Annotated in this window: 10 protein-coding genes; 2 read left to right on the forward strand and 8 right to left on the reverse strand. The window is 72.6% G+C overall.

The window, feature by feature from the left end; all coding sequences use genetic code 11:
- Nucleotides 1-89 precede the first annotated feature (89 nt).
- A complete protein-coding gene (locus tag ACZ61C_RS29245; RefSeq protein WP_465311051.1) occupies nucleotides 90-404 on the forward strand; it encodes a hypothetical protein in 315 nt (104 codons plus the stop codon).
- A gap of 224 nt (nucleotides 405-628) precedes the next feature.
- Here the strand turns inward: ACZ61C_RS29245 and ACZ61C_RS29250 are convergent, their stop codons facing one another.
- The 7 genes from ACZ61C_RS29250 to ACZ61C_RS29280 are packed head-to-tail and all read right to left on the reverse strand — an operon-like array spanning nucleotide 629 to nucleotide 9,812.
- On the reverse strand, nucleotides 629-1,843 hold the full coding sequence (locus ACZ61C_RS29250; protein WP_465311052.1) for an MFS transporter: 1,215 nt from the start codon (nucleotides 1,841-1,843) through the stop codon (nucleotides 629-631).
- A 13-nt stretch (nucleotides 1,844-1,856) separates the two neighbouring features.
- The gene (locus ACZ61C_RS29255; protein WP_465311053.1) at nucleotides 1,857-2,894 is read right to left on the reverse strand and encodes a 3-oxoacyl-ACP synthase III family protein; all 1,038 of its coding nucleotides are present in this window, start codon (nucleotides 2,892-2,894) and stop codon (nucleotides 1,857-1,859) included.
- A gap of 13 nt (nucleotides 2,895-2,907) precedes the next feature.
- The gene (locus ACZ61C_RS29260; protein WP_465311054.1) at nucleotides 2,908-4,161 is read right to left on the reverse strand and encodes an ATP-grasp domain-containing protein; all 1,254 of its coding nucleotides are present in this window, start codon (nucleotides 4,159-4,161) and stop codon (nucleotides 2,908-2,910) included.
- An 11-nt stretch (nucleotides 4,162-4,172) separates the two neighbouring features.
- Nucleotides 4,173-6,125: an acetyl/propionyl/methylcrotonyl-CoA carboxylase subunit alpha gene (locus ACZ61C_RS29265; protein ID WP_465311055.1), complete on the reverse strand. Its 1,953-nt coding sequence runs from the start codon at nucleotides 6,123-6,125 to the stop codon at nucleotides 4,173-4,175.
- A gap of 7 nt (nucleotides 6,126-6,132) precedes the next feature.
- Complete coding sequence (locus ACZ61C_RS29270) at nucleotides 6,133-7,737, reverse strand: carboxyl transferase domain-containing protein (RefSeq protein WP_465311056.1); 1,605 nt, start codon at nucleotides 7,735-7,737, stop codon at nucleotides 6,133-6,135.
- A complete protein-coding gene (locus tag ACZ61C_RS29275; protein WP_465311057.1) occupies nucleotides 7,734-8,942 on the reverse strand; it encodes an 8-amino-7-oxononanoate synthase family protein in 1,209 nt (402 codons plus the stop codon). Before ACZ61C_RS29275 ends, ACZ61C_RS29270 begins: the two co-directional genes overlap by 4 nt.
- A gap of 15 nt (nucleotides 8,943-8,957) precedes the next feature.
- Nucleotides 8,958-9,812: a 3-hydroxybutyryl-CoA dehydrogenase gene (locus ACZ61C_RS29280; protein ID WP_465311151.1), complete on the reverse strand. Its 855-nt coding sequence runs from the start codon at nucleotides 9,810-9,812 to the stop codon at nucleotides 8,958-8,960.
- Nucleotides 9,813-10,418: 606 nt separating this feature from the next.
- Here ACZ61C_RS29280 and ACZ61C_RS29285 point away from each other — a divergent pair.
- Nucleotides 10,419-13,274, forward strand: a complete 2,856-nt coding sequence (locus ACZ61C_RS29285; RefSeq protein WP_465311058.1) for a helix-turn-helix transcriptional regulator — start codon at nucleotides 10,419-10,421, stop codon at nucleotides 13,272-13,274.
- Here the strand turns inward: ACZ61C_RS29285 and ACZ61C_RS29290 are convergent.
- Complete coding sequence (locus tag ACZ61C_RS29290; RefSeq protein WP_465311059.1) at nucleotides 13,264-13,884, reverse strand: TetR/AcrR family transcriptional regulator C-terminal domain-containing protein; 621 nt, start codon at nucleotides 13,882-13,884, stop codon at nucleotides 13,264-13,266. The genes ACZ61C_RS29285 and ACZ61C_RS29290 overlap by 11 nt on opposite strands.

Genomic DNA, 13,884 nt, shown 5'->3' on the forward strand with positions numbered 1-13,884 from the left:
AGCTCCTTCGTGTATCCGGAATTCGGCATCTCCAGTACTCGGGCGGCCGGGTCGAGCTCCACCAGCGAGCCCTCACGCCTGACTCCGACGTGGTCCGCGAGCTGCCGGACCACGGCCAGGTCGTGGGAGATGGACAGATACGAGAGGCCCAGCGAGGACTGCAGGTCGCCCAGCAGCCGCAGGATCTGATCCTGAACCGTGGTGGACTTGCCCGAGCCCGACTCGCCGACCAGCGCGAGCGTCTGACCGCGGGGATGTCGAACGAGATCCCGTCAACCGCGCGGATGCCACCGTCGAACGTCTTCGCGAGGTCCCAGACGGAAACCAGCGGCTCGGCGGCCGGTGCGGCCGGGCGCACCGCGCTCGTCATGCTCGGCGCCGCCACGAGCAGCTGCCGGGTGTAGGGGTGCGTCGGCGCGCTCACCACCGAAGAACCCTCTTCGACCACCGACCCCTGCGAGAGCACCACGATCCGCGACGCACGATCGGCCGCGACGCCCTCCAGCCGGGGAACGGATGTGTCGTCGAAGCCGAAATCAGCCGCGCGCTGAAGGCCGTCCCACTGCGCGAACTGGAGTCTCATCCCCTGGCATTACTCAGACAAGCTCTGACACGCAAGCGAAAAGGCTCAGGCAGCTTGACGTTGCAGCGCGAGGTCACGCGAGCGCTCGGCCCAGCGGACGACCGCCGGTACGGCCAAACCGGTCGCGGCGAAGATCCCGCCGATCACGAACCAGCCCGGGGTACCCCAGGTGATGCACAGGGCGATCAGCACCGCCGGCCCCAGCGTCACGCCGAGTCCCAGTCCCATCCCGAATAGGCCTTGGTACTGGCCGACCGCGTGCGGGGGCGCCAGCGTGAACGACAGCTCGAAGCCGCCCGCCGCCTGCCAGAGTTCGCCGATCGTGTGCACGACCACCGCGGCCAGCAGGAGTACGAGAGCCAGCCACGTCGGCGCGCCCGCCATCGCCGCGATCGCCACGCAGGCGGCTAAGAACGCGAACCCTGCGCGACGGAACGCCACCGCTCCCGCGTGGGTCGTGTCGATCCGGCGGCTCGCCCGCACCTGGAAAAACACGACGATCACGGTGTTGACCACCATCACTCCGGAAATGGTCCAGTTCGGCGCGGTGGTCCGGGCGACCAGCCACAGCGGGACCGCCGCGGTCAGCACCCGGTACTGGATCGCCATCACGCCGTCCAGCAGCGTCAGCACCAGGTACGGGCGGTCGCGCAGCGCGACCCACCGAGGTCCCGCGCCGGCCGGTTTCGGCGGGACCGCGGGCAGGAACAGCACGATCGCCGTACTCGCCGCGTACGACAACGCGCTGCCGCCGATGAGCAGCAGGTACGCGTTGCGCGTGTCGGCCGCGACGCCCCAGCCCGCCAGCAACGCGCCCACCGCGATCCCGAGGTTGGTCACCGAGCGCAGGTAACCGCGGAACTCGGCGGGCCGGTCGCCGCCGTACTCCTGCACCAGCGGGCTGCGGGCGGCGGGCCCGGCCGTCTGGGCCGCCGCGCCGAGGCTCGCGAAAGCCACGAACGTCCAGAAGTCCTGGGCCAGGCACAATCCCGCCATCGAGATCGCGCCGAGCACCAGCGTCAGCGCGTAGACGCTGCGGGCGCCGTGGCGGTCGGCGAGGTGGCCGAACGGGATCCCGGCCGCGAGCGACACCGCCCCTGCGATGGTCAGGCCGGCGCCGACCTGGCCGGCGGGCAACTGGACGACGCGGGTGAAGTACAGGACGCCGGCGGTCAGGTAAACGCCGTAGCCGGTCATGGTGACCAGCGTCGCCACGGCCAGGAGCCGGGGTGGTCCGCCGCGGGGCAGGAGCGCGGGCATGGGATGGCCTTTCTCAGCGGTGGGACAGGGCGGCGGCGCGGCCTTCGGCGCCCGCTTCGGGACGCGGGGGCGCGGTGGTCCAGCGGCAGAGGCTGACGCCGAGATTCATTCCGCCGCCGAATCCGGCCAGCAGCACGACGTCCCCGGCCCGCAGCGCGCCGGATCGGTGGGCGGCGTCGAGGGTGATCGGCACGGACGCCGCGCCAGTGTTGGCGAATTCCGCGACGGTCAGGTGCAACCGCGCGTTCGGCAGGTCGAGCGCGCCCGCGAGTTCGCGCAGCATGACTCCGTTGGCCTGGTGCGGCACGAGATGGTCGACGGCGGTGGCAGGCAGGCTGCTTTCCCGCAAGGTCCGGGCGATCGCGCCGGGGACGTGCCCGTTGACGAATTCGCGCACGCCTCGCCCGTCCATGCGGAAGAAGTGCTCGCCGCCGGTGACCGAGCGCACCGACGCCGGGACGCGGCTGCCGCCCGCGCGGACGCCGATGAGCCGGTGGGCGTCGCCGTGTCCGCGCAGCCGCGTGCCGATGACGCCCCCTCCCGCCGGAACTGGGCCGAGCACGACCGCCCCCGCTCCGTCACCGAACAGGATCGCGGTCCTGCGGTCACGCACGTCCAGGATGCGGGAGTAGATGTCGGCGCCGATCACCAGCGCGTACCCGCCGTCGCGCACCAGGCCCTGGGCCATCGCCAGGGCGTAGACGAATCCGCTGCACACCGCGTTGACGTCGACGGCCGATGCCGCGCGGGCGCCGATGAGGTGCTGGACGAGGCTGGCCGTGGCCGGTTGCGGGTGGTCCGGGGTGGAGGTCGCGACGACGATGTGGTCGACGTCGTCCGGGCTCAGGCCCGCGGCGAGCAGCGCCCGGTCGGCCGCGATCGCCGCGAGGTTGGAGGTGGCCTGCCCGGGCGCGGCGTGCCGCCGTTCGCGGATGCCGGTCTTGCGTTCGATCCACGCCGCGTCGACACCGGCCGCCGAGGCGATCTCGGCATTGGGCACAACGCGGTCGGGCAGGTAGGAGCCGGTGCTGAGAATGCCGATGTCGGTCATGTCGTCCTCGATGTCAGCTCAGGGCCCACAGGCCCGGCAGGCGGTCGGGTTCGGCGGCGGGCACGAACTTCACCGAGCCCACGAGGTCGGCGGCCAGCTCGCTCGCCGCTTCGGGGGTGTCGGCGCCGACGACGATCAGGCCGACGCGGTCGCCGGACCGGTGCAGGGGCTTGATTTCGTCCCCGGCCTGCACGCCCAGCTCCGCGTACAGGACGGCGGGGTGCGCGAGCACTTCGTCCCAGCCTTCGACGGCGGCGACCCGGCCGGGCGGCGGCGTCAGGTACCGGACGGCCGCGCCGCGGCTCGGCGTCAGCGGGACGTCGGTGACCGGACGGCCGAGCATGTCGTCGAAGACGAGGCCGTACAGCTCGAGACCGGGGATGGCGTGGGCGAGCATGCGGTGGATCCAGTCGCCGCCGAAGCGGCCGTGCACCTCGCCGAGCACGACGCCGCCCGCGGTGAGCCACAGCTCGACGTGGAAGCCGCCGACGCGCAGCCCGAGCGTCTTCAACGCGCTCGTGACCTGCGCTTCGATCTCCCGGCGCCGAGCCTCCGGCAGCGGCGCGGGCAACACGTGCCCGGTCTCGACGAAGAACGGCGGCGGCACCTTCTCCTTCGCGGTGACGGCGAGGATCTTCGGCTCGCCGCCGAGGAACACGCCTTCGACGCTGAACTCCGGCCCCTCGACGAACTGTTCGACGAGGAACGGCTTCGCGTCCGGCAGCAGCGCGATCGCCGCCGGCAGCTGCGCGGGCTCGGTCACCAGGCTGACGCCGGTGCTGCCCATCGCGTCGCGCGGTTTCACGATCCACGGCCCGGCGTGCTCGCCCAGGAACGCTTCCGCCGCGGCTTCGTCCGCGCACAGCCGCACGACCGGCTGCGGGAACCCGGCGGCGGCCAATGCCTCCCGGCACGCGTCCTTGGTCCGGACGCGGTGGACGGCCTCGGGCGGGTTGCCCGGAGCGCCGACGGCCTCGGCGGTTTCGGCGACGGCGACCTGCGCCAGCTCTTGGAGCGCGTAGACGGCGTCGAAGTGCTCGTCCTGCGCCTTCGCCCACGCGGCGGACTCGCCGGGCTTGAGAACGTCCACAGTGGATGCCGTCGACGCCTTCCCGACGACGTCTTCGGTCGCGGCGAGGATCTCGGCGGTGTTGGTGACGTGCACGCGCAGGCCGCGGGCCGCCGCTTGGGCCAGTGCCTCGGCCGCCATGTCGAGGCTGAAGCTCAGCGGCCGGGCGCCGCCGACGAACAGCAGGGTTTCGGGCATGGGTGTCTCCTTCACGGCTTCAGGGTGACCAGGACCTGGTCGGCGGTGACGGTTGCGTTGAGGGCGCAGGAAAGCCGGTCGACGGTCCCGGCGAACGGCGCGACGATGCGGTTCTCCATCTTCATCGCCTCGACGACCACCAGCAGCTCCCCCGTTTCGACCCGGGCCCCGGGTGCACACGCCACGCCGACGACGACCCCCGGCATCGGCGTGCGCACCGCGCCGTCGGAGGTGTCGCCGCCGCCTTCGTCGAAGGTGCGGCGCGCCAGGGCGACGCGGTGGCCGCCGAGGACGATCTCGTAGCCGTCCGCGGTGGGCAAGCCTGTCCAGCGGGTGGTCCCGACGCGGCCGCGGACCAGCCCGTCCGGCCCGCGTTCGGTGAGGACGGCGAACCGGCGGCCGTCGGCTTCGACGTGCAGTCCGGCCCGGTCGCGGGCCAGCAGCCGGGCTTCGCGGTCACGGCCGTCGTGGCGCAGGACGACCCGGCCGAGCGGCGCGTCCGGGTCGAGCGCGGCGCGGTCGAACGCGCCGAGCGTGCCGGTCCACGGCGAGGCCGCGGGGTCGCGTTCCGGCACCGCCATCGCCACCGCGCATGCGAGTGCCTGTGCCTCCCGGCAGTGCCGGACGGGGCGGGCGGTGACGGCGTCGACCAGGTGGGTGTCCACCCGTCCCTCGGCGACCCGCGGTTCGGCCAGCAGCTCGGCGAGGAAGCCGAGGTTCGTGGTCAGGCCGATGACGGTGGTCTCGTCGACCGCCGTGCGGAGGCGGTCGAGCGCCGTGGCGCGGTCCGGTCCGGCGACGACGAGCTTCGCGACCATCGGGTCGTAGAAGCCCGGCACCGTGCCGGATTCGTCGAACGCGGCCTCGACGCGGACCTCCGCCGGCCACCGGACCACCTCGGCGCGCCCGGGCGCGGGCCGGAACCCGTGTCCGGGGTCCTCGGCGTAGACGCGGCACTCGATCGCGTGCCCGGTGGCCCGGATCCGCCACTGCGGCAGCGGGAGCGGCTCGCCGTCGGCGACGAGCAGCTGCCATTCGACGAGGTCGAGCCCGGTGATCTCCTCGGTCACCGGGTGCTCGACCTGCAGCCGGGTGTTGACCTCGAGGAAGAAGAACCGCCCGTCGCCGTCGAGGATGAACTCGAACGTCCCCGCCCCGACGTAGCCGAGCGCGGTCGCGCCGCGGACCGCCGCCTGCAGCAGGGCGTGCCGCGTCGTCGCCGTGAGGTGCGGAGCCGGAGACTCCTCGACGATCTTCTGGTGCCGCCGCTGCAGGGAGCACTCGCGCTCGAGGAGGTGGACGACGTTTCCGTGGTCGTCCCCGAAGATCTGGACTTCGATGTGGCGAGGCGCGGCGACGTAGCGCTCGGCCAGCAGCCGGCCGTCGCCGAAGCCCGCCCGCCCCAGCCGGACCGCCTCCTCGACGGCCTCGGGCAGCTCGGCCTCGGTGTGCACGACGCGCATGCCCTTGCCGCCGCCTCCGGCGACCGGCTTGAGGATCACCGGATACCCGATCCGGCGGGCGTCGGCGAGCAGGACGTCCGCCGATTCGGTCGCCTGCTCCGATCCCGGGAGCACCGGGACGCCGGCCGCGGCCATCAGCTCCCTCGCGCGAGCCTTGTCCCCCATCGCTTCGATCGTCGCGGCGGCCGGTCCGATGAACACGAGACCGGCCTCGGTGACCCGAGCCGCGAACTCCGGGTTCTCCGACAGGAAACCGTACCCGGGGTGCACGGCGTCGCAGTCGGTCCGCAAGGCGGCCTCGACGACCGCGTCGATGTCGAGGTAGCTCTCCCGCGCCGCCGACGGTCCGATGTGGACGGACTCGACCGCACCGTCCAGGTGGGCCGCGCCGGAGTCGGCGTCCGAATACACGGCCACGTGGTCGACGCCCAGCCGGCGGCAGGTGCGCGCGATCCGGCGGGCGATCTCCCCGCGATTGGCGATCAGCACACGTTTCGGCATCGTCCCCTCACATCCTGAAGACCCCGAAGCGGGTCTCCCGCTTCGGTGCGTCGGCGGCCATGGCCAGGCACAACGTCAGCCAGTCCCGCGTCTCGACCGGGTCGACGACGGCGTCGACCCACAGGCGGGCCGCGTAGTACAGCGGCTGCGCCTGACGTTCGTAGGAGGCGAGGATCGGCTCGCGGATCGCCGCCTCCTCCTCGGCCGTCAGCTCGCGGCCCTCCTTGGCGAGCTGGTCGGCGCGGATCAGCGTCATCACCTTGGCCGTCTGCTCCGCGCCGACGACCGTGGACCGGGCGCTCGGCCACATCGCCATCAGCTGCGAGCCCATCGACCGCCCGCACATCGCGAAGTTGCCCGCGCCGTAGCTGCCACCCACGACCAGGCTGAACTTCGGCACCTTCGCGCACGAGACGGCGTTGACGAGCTTGGCGCCGTGCTTGGTGATCCCGCCGGCCTCGTACTCGGCGCCGACCATGAACCCGTTGATGTTGTGCAGGAACAGCAGCGGGATGTCCCGCTGCGCGCACACCTCGATGAAGTTCGCTGCCTTCTGCGCGCTCTCGGAAAACAGGACACCGTCGTTGATCAGCACACCGACCGGGTAGCCGCCGATGTGCCCGGTCCCGCAGACGATCGTCGGGCCGAAGCGGGCGCGGTACTCGGTGAGCTCGCTGTCGTCGAGCAGCCGCGCGAGGATCTCGCGCGCCGGGACGTGCTCCTTGAGCCCGGCGCTGACGATGCCCGCCAGCTCGGCCGGGTCGTACTTCGGCGGCCGCGGCGGCCGGGACGGCGACGCCAGCGGCGGCCGCGGGCTCCGCGCGGCGAGGTCGCGCAGGATGTCGAGGGCGTGGTCATCGGTCTCGGCGAGGTGGTCGGCGACGCCGGTGACGCGGGTGTGCAGGTCGGCGCCGCCGAGCGTCTCCGCGTCGACGATCTCGCCGGTCGCCGCGCGCACCAGCTGCGGGCCACCGAGGAACACCGTGCCCGTGCCGCGGACCATCACCGTCTCGTCGCACATCGCCGGGATGTACGCGCCCCCGGCGGTGCACGAACCCATCACCGCCGCCAGCTGCGGGAGTCCTTCGGCGGACAGCTCGGCGATGTTGCGGAAGATCCGGCCGAGGTGATCTTCGTCGGGGAAGAGGTCCTCCTGCAGCGGCAGGAACACTCCGCCGGAGTCGACGAGGTAGATGCAGCCGAGGCCGTTCTCCCGGGCGATCTTCTGGCCGCGCAGGTGCTTGCGGACGCCGAGCGGGAAGTACGTGCCGCCCTTGACCGTGGCGTCGTTGGCGAAGACCATGAACGGTCGTCCGGCGACGATCCCCACCCCCACGACCAGCGCGGCCGAAGGTACGGGCTCGTCGTAGACGTCGTGCGCGGCGAGCTGGCCGACCTCCAGCAGCGGCGTGCCGGGGTCCAGCAGCCGCGCGATCCGCTGCCGCGCGGTCAGCTTGCCGCGGGCGGTGTGCTTGCGGTGGGACTTCTCGGTGCCCCCGGCGATCGCCGCGGCCCGGGCCGCGGCGATGACGTCCCGGTTGGCGTCGAAGTCTTCGGTGTTGCGGCGGAACGTGTCGGATCCGACGTCGACGCGCGACAGCAACGCGGTCATGCCTGGGCACCCCACGAGGTGAGCAGGCCGGCGAACTGCTCGATCTCGGCGGTGGTCATGCTGGCACGCAGCATGATCCGCAGGCCGGCCTTGCCGCGGCCGATGATCGGGAAGAAGATCGGCGAGACGTAGAAGCCGTTGCGGAAGAGGTCCTGGGCGAGCCGGACGGTCGCGTCCTCCGATCCCACGCGGACGAACCGGATCGGCAGGCCGTCGCCGCGTTCGCCGGTCTCCACCAGGCGGTCGAAGAGCGCGATGTTGTCTTGCAGCCGCTGCTGCAACGCGGTCAGCTCGTCGGTGCGGTGCAGCTCGGCGGAGGCGAGCAGGCCGCCGAGGCCCGCGGTGTTGATCCGCTGCGACCACATCAGCGGGCCGCCGTTGCGCTGCGCGGTGTCCAGCCGCCACTGGGAGCCGCGCTTGCCGAGGAAGATCGCGCCGCCGGAGGCGCCGAACCCCTTGTTGAGCGAGGTGATGATGATCGTACGGTCGTTGATCTGCCCGAGTTCCTCGAGGACGACGCCGCGGCCGCGGTGGCCGACCGTCGAGATGCCGTGGGCCTCGTCGAAGACCAGGAACAGACCGTACTTCTCCTGCAGGGCCAGGAGTTCCTTGACCGGGGCCTGGCCGCCGGTGCTGTAAACGCCGTCGGCGACGTAGGCAACTCGCTTGTGCTGCTTGCACAGCGCTTCGAGCGCTTCTACGTCGTTGTGCGGCACCACCGCGACTTCGGTTTCGTCGGCGACGCTCGGCTTCATCGCGTTGAGGCAGAAGTGTGCGTTCTTGTCGAACACCATCAGCGGCGGCTCACCTTCGGTGAAGATCCCGGAGGCGACCAGCGGCAGCGCCGCCCACGCGGCGGCGGCGCACGAGTTGAGCGTCACGGCTTCGACGTCGAACAGTTCGGACAGTGCCGCCTCGGCGTCCTTCAGCGCCCCGAAGCGGACGCGCATCCGGGACGTCGAGGTGTTGAGCGCTCCTTCGGCGAGCACGGCGTCGGCGGCGGCCCGCACCAGCTTCGGGTGCGTGTCGAGACCGAGGTAGGAGTAGGACGACATGTTGACGAACTCGTGGCCGTCGGCCAGCGCGCGGTGGCGGCCGTCGCCGAGTCCGGCGACGACGACGTCGAACAGGCCGGCCTTGTCGGTGACGTCCCAGAAGTCGTCACTGATCCGGGCGGACTTCTTGATGTTCAGGAACGAGTGCACGGGTTCTCCTCGAGCTCAGTAGGTGTGGAAGCCGCGGCCGGTCTTGCGGCCGAGGTGGCCGGCCTCGACCAGCCGGGAAAGTGACGGCGGTGCCGCGTAGAGCGGCTGTTTGAACTCCTCGTGCAGCGCGTTCGCGATCGCGGCGACGACGTCGAGGCCGATCAGGTCGGCCAGCCGCAGCGGGCCCATCGGGTGCGCGCAGCCCAGCTCCATGGCCAGGTCGACCTGGTCGGCCGGGCAGTAGCCGGTGTCGACCATGCGGATCGCGGAAAGGAGGTACGGGATCAGCAGGGCGTTGACGACGAAACCGCTCTGGTCGGCGACGGTCACCGGCTGCCGGTCCAGGGTGTGCTCCGCGAAGGCCGTCACGCGCTCGGTCACGTCGGCGGCCGTGGCCGGCGCCGGGACGATCTCGACCAGCCGCAACGCCGTGACGGGGTTGAAGAAGTGCAGGCCGAGCACGCGCTCGGGGCGCGCCGTCGCGGCGGCGAGCCGGGTGATCGCGATCGCCGACGTCGTGCTGGCCAGGATCGTGCCGTCGCCGGCGATCTTGTCCAGTGTGGCGAACAGCCCGAGCTTGAGCTGCTCGTCTTCGGGGATCGCCTCGACGACCAGGTCGCGGTCGCCCAGTTCGGCCAGGTCCGTACCGACGCTGATCCGCGCGAGAGCGGCGTCGCGCTCGGCGGCGGTCAGCTTCCCTTTCTCGACCCGGCGGCCGAGCGACGCGGCGATCCGCGCCGGGGCCGACGTCAGTGACGCCTCCCGCGAGACCGCCAGCCGGACGTCGAGGCCCCTGGTGGCGCACAGCTCGGCGATGCCCGCGCCCATCGTGCCCGAGCCGACCACGCCGACTCTGCTGATTTCGTGCACACCCACTTGTTTCCCCGCATTCTGCCGTGCCGCGGCCATGGACGGCCCGGCGTGAAGGAATTTGTCCTGTTCAGGAACGAAATGCCCGATCGTTCTCACGAAAGGGTGGCCACCGATCCGGAACCCGCCGGAACGAGCCCACGCCGATTCCGTCGTGGCACCCCAGTGCCCCGGTTCACTTCACCCCAGCCGCGGCGTTCGCCAGTCTGCCCATGACGGGCCCCGCCGCGCCATGGGGGCCGCTCCCCCAACTTTCTCCGGGTTCCCCGACACGGTCCGCTGAAGTCCGGCTGAGCTGCGAGAATCCCGCACAGCGGGCAATGGCCTGCACCACCGGTGCGGCCGGGTCACGATCCACGGGCGGGACCCTCCGGTGTCAACCCCCGAACGGACGATTCACGATCTTGCCGCCGTCTCCGGGGCGGATCGGAAACCTGGGGGAACCCGCCCCATGCCCTTATCAGAACCCTGGCCGCGAATTCCAGTATCCGGTCCGGCTTGGCGTCGCCGGGGTTGTCGTGTATCTCCGTCGAGGGGGCCGGATAGCTGGGGGAGCAATTCGATGGGTGAATGCGATTATTCCGATGATCTTGCGCTTTTCCCGGCATGCTGATCCGCTCGCCCGAGCTGGTCGGCCGGGACGGGGAGCTGCGCGAGCTGGCCGGCGCGTTCGACGACGCGCTGGCCGGGCGCAGCGGCGCGGTCTTCCTCGCCGGGGAGAGCGGGATCGGCAAGTCCCGCCTCGCCCGTGAAGCGGCGAAGAGGGCCGCCGGCCGCGGCGCCCGGGTGCTGCGTGGGCAGGGCAGCGCGGTCGGCCCGGTCGTGCCGTTCCGGCCGCTGGCCGAGGCGCTGCTGTCGCTGACCAGGGACGCCGAGCCGGTCGATGTCGCCGAGCTCGGCCCGTACCTGTCGGCGCTGGGTGTGCTCGTGCCCGACTGGCGCGGCGGCAGCGGCGACGATCCGGCGCCGCCGTTGCTGGTGGTCGCCGAGGCGGTGCTCCGGCTGCTGGCCGTGGTCGGCCGGGCCGGCGGCGTCGTGCTGGTCCTCGACGACCTGCACCACGCCGATGCGGAGACACTGTTCGTCCTGGAGTACCTGGTCAACAACCTGGAGTCGGCCCGCGTCCTGCTGATCGGCACGATCCGCGACGGCGTCTCGGGCGCCCGCGACATCGCCCGTTCCGCGGCCCGCCGCGGCGCCTGCGCAGTGCGCACGCTGCACCCGCTCGGCCCCGGCGCCGTGCACGAGCTCGTCACGGCGTGCCTGGAGACGGACCGCACGCGGGTCCCGGCCGAGACCGCCACGCACCTGGCGCAGCTCAGCGCCGGGATCCCGTTTGTGGTCGAGGAGCTGCTGCACGAGCTGGTCCGGGACGGGGTGCTGGCCGAACGGGAAAATTGCTGGTCCGTGGCCGATGCGGGCAGCGTTCCCGCCGCGCTGGCGAGCAGCGTCGCGATCCGGATGGCCCGCCTCGGCCCCGACGGCGCCGTGCTGCTGGCCGTCGCGGCGGTGCTCGGCCCTCGCTTCGCCGCGCCGGTGGTGCAGCGCGCAGCCGAGGCCGACGACCGGACCGTGGCGGCGTTCCTCGACGCCGCGATCAACGCGCAGCTCGTCGAGCCGGACCCGGCGGCGATCGGCTGGTACGCGTTCGGGCACCCGCTGACGGCGGAAGCGGTCCTCGCGCAGCTCGGCCCGGCGCGACGGGCGGAACTGGCCCGGCTGGCCGCTGACGCGGCCGAACAGGCGCACCCCGGCCTGCCCGGCGACTGGTGCGCCCGGGTCGCCGAACTGCGTCGGCTGGCGGGCGACCGCGCCGCGGCCGGACGGCTCTTCGCCGACGCCGGGCAGCGTGCACTCGAGACAGCGGCAGCGGGCACCGCGGTCACGCTGCTCGACCGCGCCGACGCCCTGCTGACCGAAAGCCCGGACCTGCCGCTGCGCGCCACTGTCCTGGAAGCGCTCATCCACGCCCTCGGCGAAACCGGCCAGACCGACCGCGCGTTCGCCTTGGCCGCGCGGTTCTCCGAGGTCGGGGTGTTCGACCGGGCCGCGGTCCTGCACGCCGGGCTGGCCTGGGCGGCCTGCCTGGCCGGCCGCCACGACGACGGCCTCGCCCAGGTGACCGCGGCCCGCGCCCGGCCGGGGCCGGACCGGCAGCGGCCGGCGGTCGACGCCGCGCACGCCCTCCTGCTGCTCGACAGACCCGGCCGCGCGGGCGAAGCAGCGGCTCTGGCCACAGCCGCACTCGCGCAGGCGGAGCGGCACGACGACCCGGTCGTCGCCTGCCAGGCGTTGCTGGCGCTGGGCACGCTGGCCCGCGAGCGGGACCCGGACGAGGCGCGCGGCCACCTGGATCGGGCTCGCCGGCTGACGGAGACGCACCGGATGCCGTTGTGGCGCACGCACGTCCTGGTACGGCTGGGCGAGCAGGAAGCGCTGACCGAGGGGGACACCGGCGGCCTGGTCCTGGCCCGGCAGCAGGCCGAACGCGGCGGCTCGGTGGCGGCGGCCCACGTGGCCGACGTCGCGATCACCCTGTACGGCCCCGTCCTCGGCGGCGAGTACCGCGCCGCCGAGCAGCGGCTGACAAGGAAACCCGGTGGTCGTGCCCCAGTCGATCCGGGACACGCCGTCCTCCGGGCGGTGTGCGCCGCTCACCAGGCCGACCGCGCGAGCATGACGGAGGCGATCGCCGAGGTGCGCGCCCATCGCGGTGACCACCACCCGGACCTCGCGTTGAGCCTCGGGCTGGCGCAGGCCGTCTGCGCCTTGCTCGAAGAGGATCGCGACCGGGCCCGGCGCGACCTGAAGGCGGCCCGCGAAGCCGGCGCGTCGCCGCTGGCCGGACAGCACGGGCTGGCGCTGCTGCTGGACGTCCTCGCCGGTGATCTCGGCCCGGATGAGCTGGCCGCGGCGGCCGCGGCTCCCGCGAGCCGCCTGCGCTGGAACCGGCAGTTCACCGTGCTGGCGCAGGCCGTGTCGCATGGCCGTCACGGCGACACCGCCGGCGCGGAAACCGCGGCGAAGGAGGCCCGGGATGCGGCGTACCCGTACCGGATGGCCACGCACCTCGGCGCTCGCCTGGTCGCCGAAGCGGCGCTGGCCGACGGCTGGGGCGACCCGGTCCCGTGGTTGCGAGCGGCCGAGGAGTACTTCCACGAAGCGGCGGTCCCCGTCGTCGCCGGAGCGTGCCGCTCTCTGCTGCGCCGCGCCGGCGAAGCCGTGCGGCAACGCCGCCCGGGCCTCCACCGCCTCCCGCGCGAGCTGCGCGACGCCGGTGTCACGGTGCGGGAGTACGACGTCTTCCGGCTGCTGGTCCACCGCCTCGGCAACACCGACATCGCCCGGCGCCTGCTGATTTCCCCGAAGACGGTGGAAAAGCACGTGTCGAGCTTGATGACGAAGACGAAGCTCCCCGACCGCGTGACCCTGTACGACTACGCGGCGACGCTCAGCGGGTGAGCCCGCTGACGAGCAGGTCGAGCTGGTACTCGAAATCCTGAACGCAGTCGCCTGCCGCCAACGCCGGGAGCACGCGGTGCAGGCTAGGCAGTTCCCCGGCCGTCACCATCCGCCGGAACCACGCGCTCACCGGCTCGGCCCGCTCGGCCTTCACACCGGCCCCGGTCGTCCCGGTGAGCACCGAGCCGAACAGCATGCCCAGCAGCGACCGGTAGGCCCGCGCCGCGGCGTTCTCGTCCAAGCCCGCGTCGAGCAGGGCACGCAGGAGCGCGTCGATCACCCGCAGGGCCCCCGCCGAGCGCGGGTTGGCGTCCTGCGCGGCGAGCGCCCGGACGACGACCGGATGCCGCGTGAAGCTCGCGTGCAGTCCTTCGGCCAGCGAGCGCAGCCGTGCGTCCCAGGGCAAGGCGGGGTCCGGGAGCGCCACTTCCTCGAAAGCGCGCGCGGTGAGGCCGTCCAGCAGGTCACCCTTGTTCGTCACGTGGTTGTAGAGCGACATCGCCTCGACACCGACAGCCGACGCGACCTTGCGCATCGACAGCGCCGCCAGTCCCTGCTCGTCGGCCAGCCGCAAAGCCGCATCAAGGATCTTCTCTCGATTCAGAGACAT

Source organism: Amycolatopsis sp. NPDC104587 (assembly GCF_055583645.1).